General features: G+C 51.6%; 22 protein-coding genes. 7 read left to right on the top strand and 15 right to left on the bottom strand.

Features of this window, described 5'->3' with window-relative positions; translation table 11 throughout:
- Positions 1 to 8: 8 nt before the first annotated feature.
- The 3 genes from BD749_RS08345 to BD749_RS08335 all read right to left on the bottom strand — a co-directional run bounded on the left by BD749_RS08345 (position 9) and on the right by BD749_RS08335 (position 2,557).
- Positions 9 to 1,484 carry a hypothetical protein gene (locus BD749_RS08345; protein ID WP_101443945.1) on the bottom strand — a complete coding sequence of 492 codons (1,476 nt, stop codon included), beginning with the start codon at positions 1,482 to 1,484 and terminating at the stop codon, positions 9 to 11.
- Between the two features lie 106 nt (positions 1,485 to 1,590).
- Positions 1,591 to 1,995, bottom strand: coding sequence for an EVE domain-containing protein (locus BD749_RS08340; RefSeq protein ID WP_101443944.1), 405 nt, complete (start codon positions 1,993 to 1,995; stop codon positions 1,591 to 1,593).
- Positions 1,996 to 2,158: 163 nt separating this feature from the next.
- Positions 2,159 to 2,557, bottom strand: coding sequence for a hypothetical protein (locus BD749_RS08335; protein ID WP_101443943.1), 399 nt, complete (start codon positions 2,555 to 2,557; stop codon positions 2,159 to 2,161).
- A gap of 118 nt (positions 2,558 to 2,675) precedes the next feature.
- Here BD749_RS08335 and polX point away from each other — a divergent pair, with 118 nt between their 5' ends.
- On the top strand, positions 2,676 to 4,421 hold the full coding sequence (gene polX / locus BD749_RS08330) for a DNA polymerase/3'-5' exonuclease PolX (protein WP_101443942.1): 1,746 nt from the start codon (positions 2,676 to 2,678) through the stop codon (positions 4,419 to 4,421).
- A 3-nt stretch (positions 4,422 to 4,424) separates the two neighbouring features.
- Positions 4,425 to 5,423, top strand: a complete 999-nt coding sequence (locus tag BD749_RS08325; protein ID WP_101443941.1) for a glycosyltransferase family 9 protein — start codon at positions 4,425 to 4,427, stop codon at positions 5,421 to 5,423.
- 132 nt (positions 5,424 to 5,555) lie between these two features.
- Here the strand turns inward: BD749_RS08325 and BD749_RS08320 are convergent, their stop codons facing one another.
- The 3 genes from BD749_RS08320 to BD749_RS08310 are packed head-to-tail and all read right to left on the bottom strand — an operon-like array spanning position 5,556 to position 9,386.
- Complete coding sequence (locus BD749_RS08320) at positions 5,556 to 6,509, bottom strand: TraB/GumN family protein (protein WP_101443940.1); 954 nt, start codon at positions 6,507 to 6,509, stop codon at positions 5,556 to 5,558.
- 58 nt (positions 6,510 to 6,567) lie between these two features.
- Positions 6,568 to 8,277 (bottom strand): IPT/TIG domain-containing protein, encoded by a 1,710-nt coding sequence (locus BD749_RS08315; RefSeq protein WP_101443939.1) that lies wholly within the window; start codon positions 8,275 to 8,277, stop codon positions 6,568 to 6,570.
- Positions 8,274 to 9,386, bottom strand: coding sequence for an outer membrane beta-barrel protein (locus tag BD749_RS08310; RefSeq protein ID WP_101443938.1), 1,113 nt, complete (start codon positions 9,384 to 9,386; stop codon positions 8,274 to 8,276). The genes BD749_RS08315 and BD749_RS08310 overlap by 4 nt, the downstream gene beginning before the upstream one ends.
- Positions 9,387 to 9,500: 114 nt before the next feature.
- Between BD749_RS08310 and BD749_RS08305 the strand changes: the two genes are divergently transcribed.
- Positions 9,501 to 9,914: a hypothetical protein gene (locus BD749_RS08305; protein ID WP_101443937.1), complete on the top strand. Its 414-nt coding sequence runs from the start codon at positions 9,501 to 9,503 to the stop codon at positions 9,912 to 9,914.
- Between the two features lie 233 nt (positions 9,915 to 10,147).
- Here BD749_RS08305 and serS read toward each other — a convergent pair whose 3' ends face one another.
- Positions 10,148 to 11,422, bottom strand: coding sequence for a serine--tRNA ligase (gene serS / locus BD749_RS08300; RefSeq protein ID WP_101444702.1), 1,275 nt, complete (start codon positions 11,420 to 11,422; stop codon positions 10,148 to 10,150).
- 281 nt (positions 11,423 to 11,703) lie between these two features.
- Between serS and rho the strand changes: the two genes are divergently transcribed.
- Together rho and BD749_RS19580 are read left to right on the top strand one after the other, a co-directional pair.
- The gene (gene rho / locus BD749_RS08295) at positions 11,704 to 13,518 is read left to right on the top strand and encodes a transcription termination factor Rho (RefSeq protein ID WP_101443936.1); all 1,815 of its coding nucleotides are present in this window, start codon (positions 11,704 to 11,706) and stop codon (positions 13,516 to 13,518) included.
- Between the two features lie 192 nt (positions 13,519 to 13,710).
- A complete protein-coding gene (locus BD749_RS19580) occupies positions 13,711 to 13,968 on the top strand; it encodes a four helix bundle protein (RefSeq protein ID WP_262502993.1) in 258 nt (85 codons plus the stop codon).
- Positions 13,969 to 14,167: 199 nt separating this feature from the next.
- On the opposite strand, the gene BD749_RS08285 is transcribed toward BD749_RS19580, so the two are convergent.
- From BD749_RS08285 to BD749_RS08260, 5 genes are all read right to left on the bottom strand, one after another.
- The gene (locus tag BD749_RS08285; protein ID WP_101443935.1) at positions 14,168 to 14,641 is read right to left on the bottom strand and encodes a hypothetical protein; all 474 of its coding nucleotides are present in this window, start codon (positions 14,639 to 14,641) and stop codon (positions 14,168 to 14,170) included.
- A gap of 68 nt (positions 14,642 to 14,709) precedes the next feature.
- Positions 14,710 to 15,615, bottom strand: a complete 906-nt coding sequence (locus BD749_RS08280) for a UbiA family prenyltransferase (protein ID WP_101443934.1) — start codon at positions 15,613 to 15,615, stop codon at positions 14,710 to 14,712.
- Positions 15,616 to 15,811: 196 nt separating this feature from the next.
- Positions 15,812 to 16,621: a hypothetical protein gene (locus BD749_RS08275; RefSeq protein WP_101443933.1), complete on the bottom strand. Its 810-nt coding sequence runs from the start codon at positions 16,619 to 16,621 to the stop codon at positions 15,812 to 15,814.
- A gap of 24 nt (positions 16,622 to 16,645) precedes the next feature.
- Positions 16,646 to 17,107, bottom strand: a complete 462-nt coding sequence (locus BD749_RS08270) for a YciI family protein (RefSeq protein ID WP_101443932.1) — start codon at positions 17,105 to 17,107, stop codon at positions 16,646 to 16,648.
- A 353-nt stretch (positions 17,108 to 17,460) separates the two neighbouring features.
- A complete protein-coding gene (locus BD749_RS08260; protein WP_101443930.1) occupies positions 17,461 to 17,964 on the bottom strand; it encodes a hypothetical protein in 504 nt (167 codons plus the stop codon).
- Positions 17,965 to 18,146: 182 nt separating this feature from the next.
- Here BD749_RS08260 and BD749_RS08255 point away from each other — a divergent pair, with 182 nt between their 5' ends.
- Positions 18,147 to 20,489: a penicillin-binding protein 1A gene (locus BD749_RS08255; RefSeq protein WP_101443929.1), complete on the top strand. Its 2,343-nt coding sequence runs from the start codon at positions 18,147 to 18,149 to the stop codon at positions 20,487 to 20,489.
- A 67-nt stretch (positions 20,490 to 20,556) separates the two neighbouring features.
- On the opposite strand, the gene BD749_RS08250 is transcribed toward BD749_RS08255, so the two are convergent.
- The 3 genes from BD749_RS08250 to BD749_RS08240 all read right to left on the bottom strand — a co-directional run bounded on the left by BD749_RS08250 (position 20,557) and on the right by BD749_RS08240 (position 22,660).
- On the bottom strand, positions 20,557 to 21,474 hold the full coding sequence (locus tag BD749_RS08250; RefSeq protein WP_101443928.1) for a TIGR01777 family oxidoreductase: 918 nt from the start codon (positions 21,472 to 21,474) through the stop codon (positions 20,557 to 20,559).
- 120 nt (positions 21,475 to 21,594) lie between these two features.
- Positions 21,595 to 22,290 (bottom strand): GTP cyclohydrolase I FolE, encoded by a 696-nt coding sequence (folE, locus tag BD749_RS08245; protein ID WP_394341664.1) that lies wholly within the window; start codon positions 22,288 to 22,290, stop codon positions 21,595 to 21,597.
- Positions 22,253 to 22,660 (bottom strand): 6-pyruvoyl trahydropterin synthase family protein, encoded by a 408-nt coding sequence (locus tag BD749_RS08240; RefSeq protein ID WP_101443926.1) that lies wholly within the window; start codon positions 22,658 to 22,660, stop codon positions 22,253 to 22,255. The genes folE and BD749_RS08240 overlap by 38 nt, the downstream gene beginning before the upstream one ends.
- Positions 22,661 to 22,882: 222 nt before the next feature.
- On the opposite strand from BD749_RS08240, the gene BD749_RS08235 reads away from it, so the two are divergent.
- A complete protein-coding gene (locus BD749_RS08235; RefSeq protein ID WP_245868927.1) occupies positions 22,883 to 23,587 on the top strand; it encodes a DNA repair ATPase in 705 nt (234 codons plus the stop codon).
- Positions 23,588 to 23,618: the final 31 nt, after the last annotated feature.

Below are 23,618 nucleotides of genomic sequence, written 5' to 3'. Positions count from 1 at the left end.
ATCAGCAATTAAAAAGTAATCTTGTTGATGTAGAACACCGTGCGGTTGGGACCATGAGGTACCCGTATGCGTTGATAGCCGAAGGCGGCAAAGTGGGCACCGTACCAGCGGATCAACCCGGGTAACTCTGTGCTGAGAATCTTTTCTTCTTTTTCGTAGGGCAGAAGCTCAATGGAGGTTTCCTCCGCGTTAAACTGATTGTGCACCATTTGGCGGTAGAAGATTTTTTCCCTGTCGGGGTAAGCCATCACCACACGCCCGTCTGGCAGGGCGGCGACCTCCACGGCATGCACCAGGGTGGAGGTGACCACATCGGGCAGCGGGAAGGCATTGTCCCAGAGTAGTACGCCATCGGTATCGAAGCCCAGGGCGATTGCGTGTGTACGTTTGTAGGCCTGGGGCTCCCGGTCCAGCCCTCGGACGCGGTTATCGAGTGCGCCACCGCCGCGGTACTGAGGGAAGTATATCTCTGCTGCCAGCACATAGCCGTTGCGAGTCTCGATGAGGTCGTGCAGGAGCATGCGGTAGCGCTGCAAAGGTTCTCGGCCTTCGGCAATGCGGGCAAGCTCCCGCTTGCGTGTGCGCTCTTCGCGACGCGGCTTCATGTATTTAAAGAAGTTCTGCAAATCGAGCAGCGAGTAGAACTCACCCTCCACTATTTTAAAAGCCACCGGCGACGTAAAAAAGCCCTGTACATAGCGCAGATCGCGTGCGCCGTAAGTGCCGATGAGCATGCGGGAGAGCGTGTCGCCGGGCGTGATCTCGGCGTTGAGCAGGCTGCGGGCCTGTGGCTGCAGAATAAAGTAGTTGTGCTGCAACTGGCCATTCTGGTCAAAGCTTTTCACCTGCAGGCGGGAGATTCTACGATTCGTCTCGACCAGCACCACATCGACGCGCCCATGCACGTGGTCGGTATGCAGGTCAGAAAAAGAGGACTCCTCGCCATAAAGGGCCGGCAGGATCGTAGGCTGCGGCTTTGCAGGATTCAGGTATAGCAGGTTGGGCTTGGTGTCGTAACTGTTGCCCGTGATCAGGAAGTGGTTGCCACGCAGCACGTTGAACTCGTAGATATACTCCACCTTATCGAGCTCAATCTCGCTTTGGCTGATGCTGCCGTTGCCCATGTGAAGTCGCACGAAGGTATAGAGCGTAGGTTTTGCTGCCTGAAAGATGAGGTAGGTATAGGGAGCCTCCGTGTAGTGGCGTACCAGCTCGTACTCAGACTTCAGGTCCAGTTTGCTCTTCCAGACCGGCTCCAGTTTTGCGTCGTACTTCTCGAGAACAAAATCAGGGCTCTTGGCCCATGTGTCGGACTTGCGGCTGTAGACCAGCAGGCTGCTGTCGGGCAGGGCCATCACCTCTACATGGCTGGTTTCGTAATCGTAAGGCAGCTCGAGGCGCACAGGTTGCCGGGGCTCCTGTGCCCAAAGCAGGGCAGGTGCCAGCACCGCAAAGCAGAACAGCAAAAGGCGCAGGTATGGCATGTTACAATCTTGCACTGCCGGCTGGCAGTAGGTATAAGGCAGTCAATTGCTTTGTACTCTTTTTTGTAAAGTAACGTTGTGCCCGCGTGCAGTGTGTCGCCCCGGATTAGTTGCCCAGGGCGAGCAGCACGTCAAACTCCTCGGCTTTGAGCGGCATCACCGACAGGCGCGACTGGCGCAGCAGGGCAATGTTCTCGAGGCGTGGGTCTTTTTTGATCTGGTCCAGTGTTACAGGTGACTTGAATGCACGCTCAGGCACCAGGTCCACGGCCATCCACTTCGGGTCGTCGGCGCTGGGGTCGGGGTAAGCGGCTTTATCCACTTTGGCGATGCCCACGATGGCTTTCTCAGACACGCTGTGGTAGAACAGCACCAGGTTACCAGGTTGCATAAGTTGCAGGTTGTTACGGGCCTGGTAATTGCGAACGCCGTCCCAGCAGACACGACCTTCTTTTACAAATCTGGCCCAGGAATAGGCCTCCGGTTCTGATTTTACTAACCAGTATTGCATGTGTAAGGTATAGGTAATCGAAATTTAAGATCTATTTAAATGGCTTGTGGCTACAGCCGGCCGATGCGCCTCAGGTAAATGCCCAGCTCGCCAACGAGCAGACCGATCAGAAAGCCACCTGTGAAGCTGGCAAAAGCGCTACCTTTAAAGTACTTGTCAGTTACTACTCCTGCGCATCAGGCGTTATTCTCACTTTCAGCACACTGTCTTTTAGCGACACCACCTCCATGGTATAGCGTTGCTCCGGGTGGCCGTTTCCCTGGATGTGAACCAGAATCGTGTTCTTGTCTTTGTATTCCCAGATGCCAGTGTGCTCCTCCAGGCCGTCGGCGGGAGCTATGGCGTACTGCTTGGCCACACCCTCCGGCTCCAGCGTAAAGCCGGTGCGTCCTCTGGAGGGCGGAAAGTCGTAGGTATTGGGGCGGTAAACGAGCACGTCGTCCTGGTCCTCTTCGTATGAGTGCAGCCAGGTCTGGCCCAGGAGTTCGGCCTCAGCCTTTTTGCGGCAGGTGTTGGCCAGCAGCACGAGGCACAAAACGCATAACAGCGAAGCGTATTTCATATTTTTGAGTTTGTTGGCTCTTTACTCAGAGCACTAAATGGATAGCTAAGATAGGTATTTCCTGATTTATATAGAAGCCCTGGAATATAAAAGGCCTCCGAACAGGTATGGCAAAGGTATGGCGGCTTTTTCTATCTTTGTACTTATACACAACATTGCCTTGGAAAATAAGAAAATCATAAAGCTGTTCAAGCTGGCCGCTGAGCTCATGGAGCTGCACAACGAGAATCCGTTTAAGGTACGCTCATACGTGAACGGTGCCGCGGCACTGGAACTGGTGGAAGAACCGCTGGCATTCAAAAGCCAGGCCGAGCTGGAAGGTATCACCGGCGTGGGCAAGAGCATCGCCGCCCGCGTGATCGAGATCAATGAAACGGGGTCTTTTACGGAGCTGGACCAGCTACTTTCGGTAACGCCACCGGGTGTGGTGGAGATGCTGCGCATCAAGGGCATCGGCCCGAAAAAGGTGCGTACTCTCTGGAAAGAGCTGGGCGCTGAAACGGTAGAGGAACTACTGGACGCCTGCGAGCAGGATAAAGTGAGCAAGCTGAAAGGTTTTGGTGCCAAGACCCAGGAGAATATTAAACAGGCGCTGCTGTTCACGCAGCAGAACCGCGGCAAATTGCTTTTTGCTGAGGCTGAACCCGCTGCTTTGACTTTGCAAGAACAAGTACAGCAAGCCTTGCCGGGGGCCGAGGTAGCCCTGGCCGGTGATGTGCGACGATGCCTGGAGATCGTGGAGAAGCTGGAGCTGGTGATTGGTACAGATAAGCCAACCGAAGCAGAAGCAGCCCTGAACAGACTGAACGAATTGCAGCAGGACGAGCTAATTTCCGGCCCGATGGTATGGCGCGGCAAGCACAGCGTGAGCGGATTGGCCACTGAGATCCGCTTTGCCAGCCCGATCAATTTCCAGAACGAACGCTTCATACGCTCTTCTTCGCCAGAGCACTTGTCCCAGGTGTTTGCTGCCAACAAAAACATGCTGACCGTGGCCCGCGAAAGCAGTCATAGTTCTGAAGAAGATATCTACGCCTCGGCAGGTATGGCCTATATTGCACCCGAACTGCGGGAAGGGACTAATGAGCTGCAGCTGGCCATGGAGAACAAGCTGCCGAAACTGCTCGAACTGGGCGACCTGAAAGGTATTCTGCATAACCATAGTACCTACTCTGACGGCGCCCTTACCCTGGAGCAGATGGCTACTTACTGCCGCGACATGGGCTACCAGTACCTCGGCATTTCCGACCACAGCAAAACGGCAGCCTATGCCGGTGGTCTGCGCGAAGGCGATGTGCTGCGTCAGCAAAAAGAAATCGACGAGCTGAACAAAAAACTGGCTCCGTTCAAGATATTCAAAGGCATAGAGTCCGATATTCTGGGTGATGGCTCCTTGGACTACGAAGAGGATATCCTGAAGTCGTTTGACTTCATTGTGGCCAGCATCCACAGCAACCTCAACATGGACGAGCAGAAGGCCACGGCCCGCCTGATCACCGCCATCGAGAATCCTTACACAACGATGCTGGGCCACCCGACCGGACGACTGCTGCTGCGCCGCGAAGGTTACCCGATCAACCATAAAATGGTGATCGATGCCTGTGCTGCCAACAACGTCATCATCGAAATCAATTCTAACCCCTGGCGCCTCGACATGGACTGGCGCTGGGTGCACTATGCGCTGGAGAAAGGCGTGATGCTGAGCATAAACCCGGATGCCCACCACACCAGCGGCTACGACGATATGCGCTATGGCGTACTGGTCGGCCGCAAGGGCGGACTGACCAAAGAAATGGCCTTCAATGCAAAGTCGGTGGAGGAAGTGGAAGCTTATTTTAAGGCGCGGAAGGAGAAGATTAAGTAGCGGATGCCTAAAATACTCATTCTCCGTTTTTCCTCTATCGGCGATATTGTGCTGACAACACCGGTGGTGCGCTGCATTAAGCAGCAGGTGCCGGATGCGGAGGTACATTACTGCACCAAGCAAGCTTTTAGAGGTATACTGGAGCCGAACCCTTACATCGACAAGGTGCATACGCTGGGCGATAGTCTGAGCGAACTCGTGCAACAGCTCAAAGCCGAGAACTTTGATTTTGTGGTAGACCTGCACAACAACCTACGCACCCGCATTATCAAAACCCGTTTGGGCAAGTCCTCCAAAAGCTTCGACAAGCTAAATTTCGAAAAGTGGCTGATGGTGAACCTGAAAGTGAACCGCCTGCCCGATATGCACATCGTAGACCGTTACTTGGCCGCAGCCGCACCACTCGGTATACAGGACGACGGTAAAGGGCTGGATTACTTTATACCTGCCGATGCCGAAGTAGACATCAATACGTTACCAGTTGGTTTCCAGAACAGATATACTGCTTTTGCTATCGGAGCGCAGCATTATACCAAGCGCTTGCCTACAGAACGCATCATTGAACTGTGCGCTCAGTTGCAGCAACCCATCATTCTGCTCGGTGGTAAGGAAGACGCTGCTGTAGGAGAGGAAATCGCCGCTCATTTCGAACCAGCATCAATCAACAATCAACAATCAACAATTATCCTGAACGCCTGCGGCAGGTATAGCCTGGCCGGTTCGGCTTCGCTGGTGCGGCAGGCGAAGCAGGTGGTCAGTCACGATACAGGACTGATGCACATTGCAGCGGCTTTTCAAAAGGACATCATCAGCGTGTGGGGCAATACCATACCGGAGTTCGGCATGTACCCTTTCCGGACGAGGTATAAGGTGCTCGAAGTAAACGGGCTGCCTTGCCGTCCCTGCTCCAAAATAGGGTATAGCAAGTGCCCTCAAGGCCACTTTAAGTGCATGCGCGACATTGATTTCAGTGCCATTGAGCAGCAGCCTTATAAGGTATAGCGCAGCCAAGGATAAATAAATCAGGTATAAAAAGAGTATCGCCTGCGCAGGTATAGACTTGTGCGGGCGATACTCTTTTTAGCAGGTATATCTGCCGTTCGGTTCAGGTATAGCTATACCTAAAGAATAAGTTTACTGCAGGGGTTTTACGGTATAGCCGGCTCGCTGTAGCAACTGCAGTAACCCGTTCTCGCCCGGCAGGTGTGCTGCCCCAACCGCAATGAAAGTAGACTGCTCTTTCATGATGGCTGGTAGTTTTGTCATCCAATCCTTGTTACGGTCGTCAGTCATGTAGGCCATGTCACCGCCGCCTGTCAGTTCGTTGTATTCCTGCGTCAGCGCCCATATTCCGGGCAGGTCTTTCTGAAGATACAGCTCCACCAGTTTGTTCGATAGTTGCATGGCAGCGTCCTTATTTTTGATGTAAGCCACGAGTTGCTCCGCTTGCTTGTCCAGCGGGTGGTGGTTGTAAAGGAAGCCGAACTGCTGCTCCATAGTCTCGAGCGTGCTCACTTTCTTTTGGCTCTTCTTGTTGTAGTTGGCAAAGTAGCCATCCATCGGTTCGCCGGTGTAGTTTTTAAGTGCTTCCACGCGCTGGTATTCTTTCAGCGACAGCATCAGCAGCAGCGTCATTGGCTTCATCTGGTCGGCCATGCTCAGCTCAAATCCAAACTGCTCTTTCACTTCCTGGTTTACCAGGGCATAGTCCTCCTTGGTCAGCAGGTTCGAGAGCTTGTTGTTCGGCATCACCATCAGAGTACCCAGCTGCATCATCTTAGCCGAGTCGATCACGGTTTCCACTACCAGGCCGCGGCTTTCCATAAAGCGCTCCATCACTTCAGGCACTGTGTTCAGGAAGCTGGCGTTGAGCAGGTGGTAGGTGCCGTACAGGTATGAGGGTTGCTTCAGGCCGTTGCCGCTAACTTCCCAGAGGAGAGATTTGGTAGTAGCCGTAGACGGCGCCTGGGCAGTGGTCTTCGCTTTGGCTGGTTTGGATTTTACTTTTTGTGCCTGGCTCAGGGTAGGGGATAAAAGCAGAGCGACCAGCAGGATGCAAAGGCTGGCAATTTTGTTTTTGTAGTTCATTCTGATTGGTAAATTGTAAATAAATAATAATGTCAGTTGTCAGTTGAGGCAGTAAGGCTTAGGGCTCCTCATAAGAGTATAAAGTGTAAGAGCAACTGCCCACTGTGCCAATGTAAAGTCTGTCTTCAGAAGCAAAGCCGTAAAAAGTGGCAGTACTGGTGCATCCGGGATACCAGGCTACTTTCGTCCATCCGTTTTTGATGGCGTCATACCGGTAGAGGGCGTATTCATCCCTCAGCGCGATGGCATAGCCTTCGTTCTGGTAGGTATAAGCCTGTGTGTTGGTAAAACTGCTGAGGCCAGGCAGCGAGGCCTTCTGCGACCAGCTGTCTTGTTGCGCATTGTAGGCCCACAGTACTATGCCCAGCATCACATACACTGTGCCGTTGCTCTCAAAGCTGTACCCACCCGACGTGCTGACAGGGAAGTTATTCAGCGCCACAACCGTTTCCGTGGCCGGGTCATACTGCCATACCTTTACGGTGCTGCTGCTATTCTGTCCGCCAAAGAAATGAATCTTACCGTTCAGCACAAAGCTTGTCGCACTATGTACAGCGAAAGGAAGACTTTTTAGCTTGGTCCAGGTGTTCTGACGGTAGTCATATTCCCAAACATCGCCATAAAACATGTTGCCATTTCTGCCGCCTATCAGATAGCCTTTGTCTCCTACCCGTTCAAAGATACTGTTGTACTTGTGAATGCCCGGAAACATACCTTCATTTTTCCATAGACTGGATGCAATGGTATGGCTGATAACCCGGTCAAAGGAGAAAAAGAAGGCTTTGCCCTCGGCCACAAAAGAGGGTAAGCGGGTTGACGAAACTCCTGTAGTGGTGGGCAGACTGGAAGCCGCCGTAAAACCAGATTGCAGTGTATACGAGTAAGGCAGAACGGCTGTCTTGCTGCTCCGGTATACAGATACTGACAGTGCCCGATCGTAGGTGTTGGGGGTGCCCATGGGCACTCGTACCCTGATCGAAGTATTTGTCTGAGAAAGGATGTTAGCTGTTTGCCCTCCGATAGTTACATAGGTACCAAAACCAGAGTAGCTTAAGTTTTTACCATAGATGATCAGCTCATCTCCTGGCCTTCCACTGCTTGCCGAGAGGTGGCTAATGTGTGGTCCGATGATCTCAAACTGCTCTTTTGCTGTGACATGCTCACCGCGCACGGTCATGGAAAGCGGGAAACTTCCCGAGTAAGGCACAATCGGGGTGCGGATTATGACACTGTCGCGGTGCACCGACATAACATCTGCCTTTGCGTCCCCAATGGTCACTTTAACCAGGTAGCTCTCTTCCCCAAAGTTCTTCCCATAAATGGTGACAGTTCTGTTATCTTCGGCTGCCTTTGGGCTGAAGGAATGGATGGCCGGTATCGCAGTGCTCTGGCTTTTAAACGATAAGGAAGTACCGTAGGTGGTGTTTTGGCCGTGCTTCGCATAGGCCCGTAGGGTATAGGTATAGCCCTTAACAAGATTATTGTTTAACTTAGCCTCGTACTCGCCGGTGCTGGCAGTAGTGCCTACTACCTGCTTTGTAACCTTCTTGGTATCCCCAAAAGCACTGTACTCAAACCCGTATTCCGTCACCGGCTCTCTTCCAAGTCTTACAATTTGGCCCCTGACTATTGTTCCGATGCTGTCAGGTATAGCCTCCAGCGTTCTGATGATAGGGTAACTTTGTGCCTCAGGGAAATCCTTTTCCTCGGCACAACCATAAAGTAACACCAACAAAAATACAAACGGCAATAATCTCAGCAGCCTCATAGATTGATTCGAATAGAGGTAGAAAGGTTGTTAATGGAGTAGCCCTTGCCCACTACATGGCCGGTGCCAAGACCAAGATTGATGTAGTGTCTCGGTAAATAGAAATATTGCAAGCCCACGCCAGCTGCCATGCCGAAACTAGCTCTTTGCAACTGGAACACATCGTTATGCTCGTGTATGGAAGTGGTGTTGTTGTGGTGCTTTGCCTCGAGCATGTTGCTGGACTGCTCTGCTACATAAAACAGTTCTGGGCCAGCCTCTACATAAAAGGAGGCTTTATGGGCATTGAGGTAATAGCGCGGGATAACCGACAGTTTCAGGAAATCGAGAGACAGTTGGATGTGCTGATCCAACGAAGAACTGATGCGTGTAGTGGTGTAAGCCATTTTGCCATAAGTCAGTTGGTTGATCATGCTCAGGTTGTTCACTTGCCAGGCAGGCGCCTCTACAAATACCCCCGCCTCTGTATTTTCTGATGTCATGCTGTACTCTCCAAACTCATTCTTAGGGAAGGCATTGGATCTTACCTGCATTGTAGAGCGGTTGAGACTGGCAAGGGCACCAAAACTGAGCATAGACATTCTGGGGTTTTTACCTTTGTTAATATTACGGGCAAAGTAGAGCAGGGACTGCTCAGATAACCTGACACGCGGAAGCTGCCTTTGCCAGGAATATGAGTAAGCGGCATATTGCTGCAGGCTTGTTTGCAGATTCTCCTTTGTGAGATGGCTGAGGTTGTCTTTGTCGAGGTAGAACTGTTTGCCTCCCTCGCCGTGCACCTCATACAGGTTCAGCTCACCTGCGGTAAGTTGTTTCAGGAACACCATGCGCTTTTCGCCAAAGTACTCAACTTGGCGTGCCGTATACCGGGTGCTGTCGATGTAGCCAAATGCCGTTAGCTCATGGGCAGCATAGGTTACAATAGGGCTCTTTTTGGCTTGCTGGAACTCAATCTGAAAAGGCTTCCGCCGGTCAAACTGAATATAACCGTCTGTATAAGCCGTGTCGCCTTGCACAATGAAGCCTTTGGACTGCGCCAAGGAAGACGACCATCCCGAAAGCAGCAAAAGAAAGAGAAGCAGAGTGATACAACTATTTTTGCGGTTCATTAGGTATGGTGTAGGAAACCGAGGTGATTTTGAGGTAAATTTGTGAGATCAAATATAGTTATAATATTATATAGTTTTTGGGCGAAATGCCTAATCAATTGACTAATTGAAGAGATGGCGAAATACAATTTGACATGGCAGGAATCGGATGCTCAACTGCTTGATGCATTGTTGCTGGCGACCGGAGGTGAGGGTGGCGCTACGCTGCAGGATGTTTTGCTGATGGGTGACGCCGTGGATGGTACTGTTTATTCGCTTGAAGAAGTAACGGCAGGATTGGAGAAACTGATAGCTACGGGTTGTATTACCATACAGAAAAACAAGCTATACCTGTCGCCTGAATTTCTGGAGGAGTATGAAAAAGCAACGCTAGACGAAGGAGTGGGAGAACCGGCTGCCCGACCTCTGGAAAAACTACTCCACCAGAAAGAGATCACGGTTGAGGCAATAGAGCAGGTGCGAACCAGTATCTTTAAGAAGTATAAGCTTAAAAACCATTACCAGCAGTACCTGGAGCAGTTTGGGTAGTTTTATAGATTTGAAGATTTGGAAATGGAGGGATGTGAAGATGTCTCCATACCTGAAAACAGAAGCGCCGCTGAAATTACTCAGCGGCGCTTCTGTTTATTATAAATTACTGAGCCAATTCCTGATGACGATTCAGAAATGTGAATTGGGGTGTCAAATTACAGACTTCTTATCATCTCCAGATTTTCAAATCTCCACATCTCCAAATCCCCCATTCTCAAATCTGAAAAAATCTAGGAGATTTTTTCAAAACCCAGGTATGGGTGCAGCACCTTTGGCATGTTGATACCGTCTGGGGTCTGGTTGTTTTCCAGGATGGCGGCTACAATGCGCGGTAGGGCGAGGGCGCTACCGTTGAGCGTATGCAGCAGCTGTGTTTTGCCAGATTCGGTTTTGTAACGCAGCTTCAGGCGGTTAGACTGGTAGGTCTCAAAGTTAGAGGCCGAGCTCACTTCCAGCCAGCGGTTCTGGGCGGTAGAGTATACCTCCATGTCGTAGGTAAGAGCAGAGGTGAAGCCCATGTCGCCGCCACAAAGACGCAGCACACGGTAGGGTAGCTCCAGTTTCTGCAGCAGGCCCTGGATGTAGCTGCTCATTTCCTCCAGCGCTTCGTAGGACTTCTCTGGCAACGTGATCTGGACAATTTCCACTTTGTCGAACTGGTGCAGGCGGTTCAGGCCGCGCACATCGGCACCCCACGATCCGGCCTCTCTTCTGAAGCACGGCGTATGGCCCGCGTTCTTGATCGGCAATTGCTCGGCCGGCACAATCACATCGCGGTAGATGTTCGTGATCGGCACCTCGGCCGTCGGGATCAGGTATAGGTTGTCTTCGGTGGCATGGTACATCTGGCCGTCCTTGTCAGGCAGCTGGCCGGTGCCGTAGCCAGAGGCTTCGTTCACCAAAATAGGTGGCTGCACCTCCATGTAGCCGGCTTTCATCGCCTCGTCGAGGAAGAAGTTGATGAGGGCGCGCTGCAGACGGGCACCCTGCTTCTTGTATACCGGGAAACCGGCGCCCGAAATCTTATTGCCCAGCTCAAAATCGATGATGTCGTATTGCTGAATCAGCTCCCAGTGCGGCAGGGCGCCTTCGTGCAGTTTCGGGATTTCGCCATGCTGCAGCACCACTTCATTGTCTTCAGCCGATCTGCCTTCCGGAACACTGGCGTGTGGCAGGTTTGGCAACTTATATAGTGCTTGCTGTATTTGCTCTTCGATGGCAGTCAGCTGTTCGCTCAGCGACTTGGTCTGCTGCTTCAGTTCGGATGTCTCTGCTTTGTAAGCTTCGGCTTTCTCGCGGTCCCCGCTTTTCATCAGTATACCGATCTCTTTTGAGATGGCATTGGCACGGGCCTGCAGCTCGTCGTGCTGGCTCTGCACCTGTCGGCGCTGCTGGTCCAAGACTACAATCGCTTCCACCTCCTGGGCGGCGTTTTTGTAGTTTTTTTTGGTAAGTCCAGCTACCACCAGCTCTGTCTGCTCTCTTAAAACGTTTAGCTGTAGCATAGTTTTGGTCTTTGTATAGCTGCAAAAATATACTTTTTTAGGTTGTAAGCGGCATTTGCGAAATCTTTTAAAGAAATACTGAAACATTTTCGACAAATTCCCCGCTAATATTTGTTAATTAATAAGCATTGCAATAACATTGCAGTGCAATTTATGGCAGGCCCTTTCCTGAGCCTCACAAAACTCTATCGCATTCATTCATTTTCCGAATTATAAGTAAAGCTCTCGCTGCGTTCGCCCAAGGGTGCCAAGCAGGTTAATTTAACTACCATACCACATTTATGTACAAAATTGAAGAATTGAAAGATAGGCTTCTTTCAGAACTCAAGGAAATTGCAGAGGACCTGGGTGTTAAGAATTTTAAAAAACTTAGCAAACAGGATTTGATCTACAAAATCCTTGACCAGCAAGCCATTACCCCTCCCGAAAAACTGCCCAAAAAAGTAAAATCCTCTTCCAGCACAGCCGCCAGCGAAACCGAAGCTACTGAAAACACAATTATTATAAACGAAGTGCAAGAGGCTCCTGTAGCCGAAGCTTCAGCTGCGCCAAGACCAGTGCGAGAGGCAGCCCGCCGCGAGCAGCCCAACCCAACTTTAGTACCACAGGCAGCACCAGCAAAAGACCATGGCCCGCAGCGCGAGCGCGTGCCGGCCCGTCGCGAAAACCGCAATGAAGGAGCTAATCCGCGGGAGCAGCGTGTAGAGCGCACAGATTCCCGCCCGGAGCGTGCTGAGCGAACTGAGCAGCGCACAGAGCGCGTTGAAAGAACTGATTCACAGCGTCCTGAGCGCAGCGAAAGAAACGAGCGCAACGACAATCGTCCGGATAACCGTGAGCAGCGTGCTGAAGTTGGAAACCGTGCTGAGCAACGCGAGCAGCGCCCTGAGGTAGGTAACCGCAACGACCAGAACCGTGGCGGCGACAACTTCCAGCGTAGGCAGCAGAATGCAGCAGCAAGTAGTAATAACTTCCGCGAGTTTGACGGAATAATCCTAAACGAAGGTGTGTTGGAACTGATGCAGGACGGCTACGGCTTCCTACGCTCGACGCACTACAACTACCTGGCTTCGCCAGATGATATTTATGTGTCTCCTTCGCAGATCAAATTGTTCGGTCTGAAGACAGGTGACACGGTAAAAGGGCAGATTCGTCCGCCGAAAGAAGGGGAGAAGTACTTCGCCCTGCTGAAGGTGGATTCTGTGAACGGACGTACGACAGAGGAAATCCGCGACCGTATCCCTTTCCAGCACCTGACGCCGCTTTTCCCGGAAGAGCGCCTCAAGCTGACTACCAAGCCAAACCTGCTTTCAACCCGTATTTTGGACCTCTTTGCCCCGATCGGTAAAGGCCAGCGTGGTATGATCGTGGCGCAGCCAAAAACAGGTAAAACCGTGTTGTTGAAAGAGATCGCCAACGCCATCTCTGAAAACCACCCGGAAGTATACCTGATGATCCTGCTCATTGACGAGCGTCCGGAAGAAGTAACTGACATGGCCCGTAGCGTGAAAGCGGAGGTGATCGCCTCCACGTTCGACGAAACAGCCGAGCGCCATGTGAAGGTTTCGAGCATTGTGTTGGACAAAGCCAAGCGTATGGTAGAGTGCGGTCACGACGTTGTGATTCTGCTCGACTCTATTACGCGTCTGGCGCGTGCCTACAACACCGTGGTGCCTTCATCGGGCAAGATCTTGTCGGGTGGTGTGGATGCCAATGCGCTGCACAAGCCGAAGCGCTTCTTCGGTGCGGCCCGTAACGTAGAAAACGGTGGCTCGCTTACTATCATCGCCACGGCCCTGATCGACACTGGTTCTAAGATGGACGAGGTGATTTTCGAAGAATTTAAAGGTACCGGTAACATGGAACTGCAGCTGGACCGCAAACTGGCCAACCGCAGAATCTACCCGGCTATCGACGTGCCTGCTTCCGGTACACGCCGCGAAGACCTGCTCATGGACCGCGACGAACTCAACCGCATTTGGATTCTGCGCAAGTTTATGTCCGATATGAACTCCGTGGAAGCCATGGAATTCCTGAAAGACAGAATGCAGGGAACCAAGAGCAACGAAGAGTTCCTGATCTCGATGAACGGGTAGAACTTCGATATAAAAAAAGAGCCCTGTTGCTTCAAAGCAACAGGGCTCTTTTTTTATATCGAAGTTGATTGAGTGATTTAGCGAATGAATGAGTGAGTGATTTTGATTTTTTTGAATGAATTATTATTCTGATTTGGAAATGAACTAGATGAGTGATTTTTTGATTTTCACAGGTAATCAATTTAGAATACTGTGAGTAACGAACGTTTACCAAAAGAGCAATTTGCTGAGCTTTTCAGGCAGCGCACAAAGCGGCTTGCCTTAGATGTGATCAAATTCAGTAAACTACTACCGAAAACGGAGGAAGCTACTATTATGAAGCGACAATTGCTTCGTTCTGCTACCTCAGTTGCAGCTACCTATAGAGCAGCGTGTAGAGCGAGATCATCTGCAGAATTTTATTCGAAGCTTAGCATCGTGATAGAAGAAGCTGACGAAAGCTTGTTTTAGCTTGAACTTCTGGAGGAATCCGGTACGACATCAGCAGAATCTGTTCAAGCCCTTAAGCAGGAGTTTAACGAAGTGCTATCCATCATGGCCAAAGCCCGAAAATCTATGAGTAATTAATTAAAATCACTCACCCACTCCATCACTCATTTAAAAATCATAAATCACTCAATCACTCATTCGCTCAATCACTCACTCAACTTTAGCTCCAAAAAGGATAATCTGGCTTATCCAAGAGATACACAGTATAAGTGAGCACCAGGCCGTAAACGATGTGGGCAAAAACGAGTGTGATGAGGTAAGTGCGGAGTGCTATAAGGGGTGGCCTTGGGTGCACCAGGAAAAACAGGTACCAGAGGAACATGGCGATCAGGCCATGCGCCAGGCCGAACAGGAAACCCCAGGAAGCATTGATGAGCCCGACACCGGAATGCCAAAGCGCGATGTAGAAGAGTGCAAAAATAATCCCGACCAGGTAATGCGCTACGGTGCCGTACACCTTAGTGCTGGTTGCCTGTGAAAGCGAACCGTCGGGTTGGGTGCGGTTGGTGAGCATGGTGCCCAGTATCCGGATTACTTTCATAACACGGTGCGTCGCAAAGGATAGCAGGTATAGGAAAGCCGTCATGGCGGCAGTGGCGGCAAGCCCACCTATTACAGCGTAGAGAAGTTTCATAAGGAAACGCTTTTTGCTGTTATACGGAATCAGGGTATGGAGTTATAGCGTGCCGATAGGGCTGGTAATCAGTTGATTCGTACGAAGCGCAGCAGAAGTATCAGGAAGAAAGCCAGGCTGATGCAGAGCGACGAGATCTTGTTCATGCGCATCGTGTTTTCAAAGTTCACCTCCCCAGGATCTTGCCACGACCGCCGTACCCAGTTCAAAAAGTAATAAGTGATGGGCGCGGTGCAGAGCAGAAAAACCAATACGTTGTAAATCTGCCCCAGCATCAGGTATAGCCCGATCAGAAGTGCTGCTCCCAAGCCAAGCGCTATACCTGAAAACACAAAAGTGCCCCGTATACCTAGCAGTAAACTCAGTGTCTTGTCACCGCGTTCGGCATCTTCGTGGTGCTGGTAAATTTGAGTGAGCGGATAGGAACCGCACAGAAAGAGCGTACTTACCAGAGCGAACCAACTATTAGTTGGCTGAAGAATCTGTTGTATGTCCAGATCAACCCCTACCTGCACCATCAGAAAAGTAAAGGCTCCCTGAAAGACCGTCACCACCAGTGTGCTGATGACAGGATACTTCTTAAGACGAACCCCCCGGTGACTGTAAGCTTTGGACACTAGCAGGTATAGCGCGACCGCCAGTGCGAAAATTGGCGATAGGAAAAAGCTGAAAAGCAGAGCCAGCGCATCAAAGAGCAGCACAAGATGATACAATTCCTGCGTAACCCTGGGTGGTTGCCGGAGCCCACCGATACTGCCCTCGTCGCGGTCGTGGTATGAGTTGTAACCGTTGCTGGCAGGGTATACGAATACGTGCAGAATCAGGAACACAGCCACCGCCCGCCACCAGGTATAGCCACCGGCCACGCTCAGCGCAAACCAGTACACCGGCATCAGGTATACCGAAAACGGCACCCGCATCAGCGTCAGCGCACTGCTGTATTTTCCGATCCAAGGTATAGCAACTGGTTTCAAGTTAGAATTGTTGGTTGTTAATTGTTGGTTGTTAATTGTTGGTTGTTAATTGTTGGTTGTTAATTGTTGGTTGTTAAATGGCTGTCTTAGAATTTAGCTCAAATCGACTTGATCTAATTGACCATAGGTTTTTTTCTCCTGCTGATTTTTCCCAACGACTGTTAACAATCAGCAATCAACAACCAACAATTCACCTCTACGGGTAACCCATCAGGTAAATGACCTGCTTGCCGGGTCCGTTACCGACAATGCCGCTGCGCCAGGTATAGCCGGGCGGTGTTTCGACTCGGGCAACCAGTTCGTGCAGCATCCGGGGATTGTAGATCCGGAACAGCGATACGAGTCCATCCCACAATATGCCCAACGGAATAATCGGTATGAGGTATGTGAAGAACAGCCGACTGAGTTTAAATGGCCGAATGAAAGGCGTTACGACCAGGATGATGATCGGGAAGGTGAACAGGAAAATGATTAGCTCCAGCCAGGACTTTCCGCTGCCTTCAAAAATGCCGATGGGCGCCCGCTGGTCGGCCGCGTTCTGCAGAATGGCCACTGCCTGATCGGGTTTGAAATGGTGAAAAGAAGAAAAGATGGTGCGGACTCCCTGAATTTGTGGCGGCACTTTGGTGGCATCAACCGGAGAGGCGATAAAGTCGATCAGGCCACCGGACTCGGCTTGCAAAAACTCGTAAGCGCCCAGGTTAGGGTATAGGTCGGACAAGGTAACGCGCACCGGCTCGCCCATGCGCTTGCTTAAAGCTTCGCGTATACCTGCTATGCCGCCGCCGGCACCGGAGCAAATGTCTGTGAAATGATGTTGGCCGCTGCGACGAAGCAGATCCTCCAGCAAAGGTATAGCCGGGCCGTAGGCACCCAGCTTGGAGATCATGAAACGGAGGAAGTCGAGCATGCCTTGGCGGAAAATGTGCGGAAACCAGGGCTGGTCTTCAAACTCGAAAAGGTGCAGGCGGAAGTTCAAAGGCAGCAGCGGTTGTTTTGTTCGCATACTGCCCTTCGCCTGTAAAAGTTGCTAAGGCAATCTGGTGCCGCGCTGGCTCATCCAGGGGTGCAACTCCATGATCAGCTTGCCGGCTTTCACAGCTGGGTCTGCCTCGGTCAGGGCTTTTGCTTCTTCCATAGAGGCCACATCAAAAATGAAGATACCGCGCAGCTCGCCATTGTCCAGAAACGGACCAGCCATCACCAGTTTGCCATCAGCAGCCATCTTACGGATGTGCGCCATGTGCCCGCGCTGGATGCTGTTCACCTCGGCCGTGTCGGTGGGTTGGTAAGGACCTTTTTTGAGCAGCGCCATGTAATAGGTCTTCATCTGGCTCATGTCCATCTCACCCGACTTTTTGGGAGCTTCCTGCGTTGTGGCGGCTGGCGCTTTTTTAGCTGTTGCTTTCGACTTGGATTGCGCTTGTGCGCCCAGCGTGCAGCAGAGGCCAAGTGCCAGGGCTATACCTGTGGTTTGAAGCAGTTTTTTCATACTTAACGGCATTTAGTTACGGTGTCCGCTCAAGGTACACCTTTACAGGACACCAAAAAAGCTAGGTTTGTAAAGTGGTGGTAATGACTATATTTCTTTTAGAAGTAATAAAACAGCACCCAGGGCCACAAATCCTATTACTTTCAGCTTCACCATGTAGCACTGAAAATTAAACTGATCGCCCGGATCATATTGATCTCTCCCTTTAGCGATGTCAGATAGGGAGTAAATTTCCTTGCCTCTGATCCAATCCAGTAAGGCAAGAAAAATCCAATAGAAAAAAGCACCTATATACTCAAAGAAGTACATCGTTCGGGAAGTGAAGTGATTATCCTGATTATAGTGACTGTCGCTTAGCGAACTCCAGTCGCACCGGCTCCGATGCGGAAGCCGTCGCCGGAATTGCTGAACAGCTGCCAGTATTCTTCCTGCGGTTTACCCAGGTCAGGCGCTAAAATTAGTCGGTCGCCGTTCACGAAAGTCAGTGCTATACCATAGGCATCTCTGATCTCGCTCGACTCGATGGCCAATCCCTGGCTGCTGATCACCAGGCCCTGCAGGCGCTGGTCGCGGAGGTTGGCGCCGGGCACTTTCCAGTCGAATTTGGGAGAGGGAAGACCGGGCTCGCGCTTGCGCATAAATACCTCGCTGTGCTTAATGGTTTCGCCCTTAGCCAGCTCAAAGGTCCAGGGACAGTTCACGGCCAGCGTATAAAGGCCGACGTCCAGGATGAGGCCCTGTGGGGTGGTATAGCTGGTTTTGCCGAAATGGAAGTATTGCACCAGCTCGGTGCGGGTGGTTTTGGTCAGCGGCAGGCCCTTGATCTTGTCGAAAGCTGCCTGTAATTGCTCTTGCATAGGGTAAGGGAAATGCTATGCGCAAAGATAGGCAGGGCCCGCCAAAGTTATAACAGCTTCTGTATATTGCTGACTAAGTTTTATGCGTTTCTGAGAAAGTATTTGTACACAAAAGGTATATTTGCAGTAGATTAGAAAGAAGCGTTCCGGAAATTACAGGCTATTTGCCCTGATACTATAACATGCTGCAAGAGCAAGAAAAAGAACAAGTAAAGCAACCGGTTAAGAAGAGAAGATCCGTGTACGGCAGTATAATCGGCTATACCTGGAAACTCTTTTTGCTGGGGTTGATGGTGGTGGTCGGCTACCTGGTGAGTGTGGAGTATAACATCTTCTACCTCTTTGGCTCCTCCCCAAGTCTGGACAGGCTGGAAAACCCGCGCAGCGACCAGGCCTCCGAGCTCTATACTGCCGACGGACAGCTGATCGGAAAGTACTTCCGCGAGAACCGCAGCCCAGTGAGCTACAAGCAGATGTCGCCGACGCTCATCAACGCCCTGATCGCCACCGAAGACATCCGTTTTTATGAGCACGCAGGTATAGACCCGACCGCTATTTTCGGCGCCGTGTACGATAACCTGCGCGGCGAAAGCCGGGGCGGTAGTACCATCACGCAGCAGCTGGCCAAGAACCTCTACAAAACCCGCACCGACGATTCCAAAGGTGTACTCGGCCACATCCCTGGCCTGAATATCGTGATTTCCAAAACAAAGGAGTGGCTAACTGCGATCAAACTCGAGCAGCGCTATACCAAAGAAGAAATCCTGGCCATGTACCTCAACACAGTGGACTTCGGCAGTAACTCCTTCGGTATACAGGTGGCCTCCAAAACCTTCTTCAACACCTCACCCGACAGCCTGAAGCCCGAACAAGCCGCCGTGCTGGTGGGTCTGCTGAAAGCCCCGACGTTTTACAGTCCGCGTTTTAACCCGGAGAACGCCACCCGCCGCCGCAACACCGTGTTGGCGCAAATGGCCAAGTACAACTACCTGACTTCTGCCCAGGCCGACTCGCTGAGCCAGTTGCCGCTGGTGCTGGACTATAAGGTAGAGAACCACTACGACGGACCAGCCACTTATTTTCGGGGCGCTGTGGCCGATTTTATGAAGGAATGGTGCAAGCAGAATGGCTACGACCTGTACCGCGACGGCCTGAAGGTATACACCACCATCGACTCGCGCATACAGGCGCATGCTGAGGCTGCCATGGACCAGCAGATGCGCACCCTGCAGCGCCGTTTTGACAACCACTGGAAGGGCCAGAACCCGTGGGTGGACGAAAAGAACCGCGAGATCCCGAACTTCATCGAAGAAACCATCAAACGCACAGACTATTATAAGCGCCTGAAGAAAAAGCATGGCGACAATACCGCTGCCATCAACAAAGAGCTGAACACGCCGCGCGAGATGATGGTCTTTACCTGGGAGAATCCCGCTCGCGAAAAGAAAATGACCATGTCGCCGCTCGACTCGCTGCGCTACTACAAGCGTTTCCTGCATGGCGGCATGATGACCATGGACCCCTTCTCCGGCGAGATAAAGGCCTGGGTGGGCGGTATCAATTATAAGTACTTCAAGTTCGACCACGTGAAGCAGGCGCGACGCCAGCCGGGCTCTACCTTTAAGCCTTTCGTGTATGTGGCGGCTATCGACAACGGCTACTCACCCTGCGACAAGATCGTGGACACGCGCATCACCATCAATTATGTGGAGAAAGGGCAGAAGAAAAGCTGGTCGCCGACCAATGCCGACTGGACTTATACCGGTGCCCCGATGACGCTGCGCCGCGGCATGGGCAAATCGGTGAACTCTGTGACGGCGCAGCTGACCGAGCTGATTGGCTGGGAAACGGTTGTGGATTACGCGCATAAACTGGGCATCAGTAGTCCGCTGGACAAGGTGCCTTCCATTGGACTGGGCCCAAGTGATGTGTCGGTTTATGAAATGGTGGGTGCTTACAGTACCTTCCCAAACCATGGTTTCTATACCGCCCCTCGCTTTATCACCCGCATCGAAGACCGTGAGGGCAACGTGATTGAGCAGTTTGTGCCGGAGCAAAAGAAGGTATTGAGCGAAGAAACGGCCTTCCTGATGATGCATATGCTCAAGGGAGGTATAGAGGAGCCAGGCGGTACATCACAGGCCCTGTGGGAATATGACCTCTGGAAAGGAAACGAGATCGGTGGCAAGACCGGAACTACCTCGAACCATTCTGATGGCTGGTTTATGGGCGTGACCAAAGACCTGGTGACTGGCGTGTGGGTAGGAGGCGAGGACCGCAGCATTCACTTCCGTACCTCTAACCTGGGTGAAGGTTCCAAAACAGCCCTGCCGGTATACGGCCTTTTCATGGAGCGCCTCTACAAAGACAAAGACCTGGGCTATACTATGGGCCGATTCCCTGGTCCGACCGTTAAGATCAGCAAGAAGTATAACTGCACTACGGTGCTGCCAAAAGCGGAGCCAGACTCTACTCAGCTCGACCTGAACCTGGAGATACTGGACCTGTCAGAATTCCTTCAGTAATGTTAAAAAGCAGAGGCGCCCGCTGATCAATCAGCGGGCGCCTCTGCTTTAAGAGTAGTTAGGAGCATTAGCTTTGCTGGTTTTTGTAAAACGACTCCAGTGCTTCGTCCAGGTAATTGTACTCGAAGGTAAAGCCAGTCTGCAGCACCTTATTGGCGCTCACCCGCTGCCCTGATAGCACTACAGCGCTCATCTCACCCAGCATCATGTTCAGGGCAAAGGAAGGTACCTTGGGTAAAACCAATGGCTTGTGCATGACTTCTGCCAATGCTTCGGTAAACTCCTGGTTGGTGACAGGGTGGGGCGCCACGGCATTGTATACGCCGGCAAATTGCGTGTCTTCAATGGCTCGGATGTAAAGACGGCACAGGTCATCCATGTGGATCCAGGACATGTACTGTTTTCCGCTGCCGAACGGTGCGCCAGCCATCAGCTTCACGGGGCGCGCCATCTGAGGAAGGGCGCCACCTTTTTCGCTCAGGGCTATACCGGTGCGCAGTATCACAGTGCGAATACCCAGGTCCTTAATAGGCCACACCGACGCTTCCCAGGCTTTGCAAACCTCCGCCATAAAATCCTCACCATAAGTGCTCTCCTCCGACATCAGTTGGTCGCCTGAGTCACCGTAAATACCAATGGCAGATGCCGAGATAAAAGCTTTGACACGATGCTTCTGTTGCTGAAGCCCCTTATACAACAGCTGCGAGCTGTCAACACGGCTGCGTAGGATCTCGCGCTTGCGTTCCTTGGTCCACTTTTCGTCAGCCAGCCCGGCACCCGCCAGGTGAATGATGTAGTCGGCATAAGTGATGGCATTTTCGTCCAAAGACCCTGCCTGCACATCCCATCGAAACGTTTTGTAATGCGAGTACTTGTCCGGAGACCTAGACAGGTGCGCTACTTCATAACCCTGATCGATGAGCATTTCGGAAAGACGCGACCCGATCAGCCCGGAACCACCTGTGATGAGTATTTTACCTGCCATTGGTTATGATCGTCATTATAAATTATATAGAAATATCTCTATACGGGTAAGGACTAACTGAAAGTTGCTTTCAACGATCAAAACCGGTTGGCAGCACAAAGGTTTGCGCGGCTCCGGCGCTTATTTTTTGCGGATATGGCTCAGGAACTCGTTGCGGTACTGGTCCTGCTCAAACAGGCCGGAGTACTCCGCCGTGATGGTACTGCTACTCACGTCGTTCACGCCACGGCTCATCACACAAAGGTGGTCAGCCTCTATCAGCACGGCCACATTCTCGGTCTGCAGCGCCTGCTTCAGTTCGTTGGCGATCTGCATGGTCATGCGCTCCTGCACCTGCGGACGGCGGGCGTAGTACTGCACAATGCGGTTCAGCTTGGAAAGGCCAATCACGTGCTCGTTTGGCATGTAAGCGACATGGGCTTTGCCGATGATGGGCACAAAGTGATGCTCGCAGGAGGAGTACACAGTAATGTCGCGCTCCACCAGCATCTGATTATACTTGTACTTGTTCTCGAAGCGGCGGATAACCGGCTTGTTCTCAGGATGAAGTCCGCTGAAAATCTCCTGCACATACATTTTGGCCACGCGCAGCGGCGTTCCTTTCAGGCTGTCATCTGTCAGGTCAAGGCCCATGGTGTGCATGATCTCGCGGAAGTGCCTTTCGATGATCACGATTTTCTCGGCGTCAGAAAGGGCAAATGCGTCGGGGCGCAACGGTGTTTCCAGCGAGCTCATCATGTGGTCGTCCATCTCTTCCGCTTCGTGGCCCAGGTCCTGGTTATCCATTATATTCAACAAAGTTTCGTTCAGTTTCATAAAGCGTTACCGCCAGTTCGTATTCCTGGCTTATTTTTTCCCGCAATCGGTTCCAGATCACCATGGCAATGTGCTCGGCTGTCGGGTTCAGCTGCCTGAACTCTTCTGTGTCGAGGTTGAGGTTTTTGTGGTCAAACCGGTCGATCACCTCCTCCTTTACCAGCGTACTCAGTTTTTTCATGTCGTACACGTAGCCTGTTTCTTCGTTCACGGCGCCCGTTAGCTTCACAATGAGCTCGTAGTTATGCCCGTGGAAATTAGGGTTGTTGCATAGCCCGAAAACCTCCGCGTTTTGTTCGTCGCTCCAGGCTGGGTTATGCAGGCGGTGTGCGGCATTAAAATGCTCTTTTCTGCAGATCGTTATTTTCATTGCGGTTCCAACAGGCTAACCTATGTTATTGTTCGCATACGTGAAAAATTCCTATTCAGGCTGCCCGGGTCATAAACCTACAAAGGTAAGCGTCGCGGTTCCCAAACCCAAACAGAACAGCCGCTAAATTAATCCTGCTTCCTATATCTGAAATATGCTATAGATTAGCTATTTTCGTAGGTATACGATTGTTCCTGTCTAATCATTATTTCTAAGTAGAGTATGCGAGTAAAAGGTTTTTTGGTAGCGGCTATGTTGCTGGTATCAGGTATGGCGAGTGCGCAGGTGATGCGCGTGGAGGAAAACGAGCAGGTAGTGAACGGCATCAAGCGCAGCGGCCAGCAGTTGAGCGTGCAACTGGATCCCAAGTTTGTTGAGAAAGTCTGGAAAGATCATCTGGCGCAGGAAGCGGGCAAGGTGAAGCACTCCAAAGGCGTTTATACGGTAGAGGAGGCGAAGCTGATCAGCATCAGTAAACAACCTATGCGCGTGATCTCCACGGTGGGTACGCATGCCAAGGGCAGCTACGTGTGGTGGTCGCTCGACATGGGCACTGCCCACCTTGATAAGAACGCGACGCCAGAGGTATACGATGCTGCAGAGCAATTTATGGAGAGCTTCGGCAAAAAACTGTACCAGGAAGACGTGTTGTTGCAGATAAACGAAGCCGAGGCTGTGCTGCGCAGCACCAAAAAAGAGCAGGACCGCGTAGTGAAGCAGGCAAACGACCTGCAGCTAAGCATAGAACGTAACAAGAAGCGCAAACAGGAGCTGGAGGCCGAACTGGTGCGCAACGCCGACGAGCTACGGCAGTTGGAGCAGAATGTGGAGCTGAACATCAAGCAACAGGAGGCCAGCCGCCAGCAGGTGCAGGCCATGGAACAGGCTGTAGAAGATGTAAGAGCGAAGCTGCGCGATATCAAATAAGGTATAGCCGTTATACCTGAGTAAAACAAAA

Source organism: Pontibacter ramchanderi (genome assembly GCF_002846395.1).
GTDB lineage: Bacteria > Bacteroidota > Bacteroidia > Cytophagales > Hymenobacteraceae > Pontibacter > Pontibacter ramchanderi.
The sequence above is the reverse complement of the archived record's forward strand: the minus strand, read 5'-3'. Positions and strand labels throughout refer to the sequence as shown.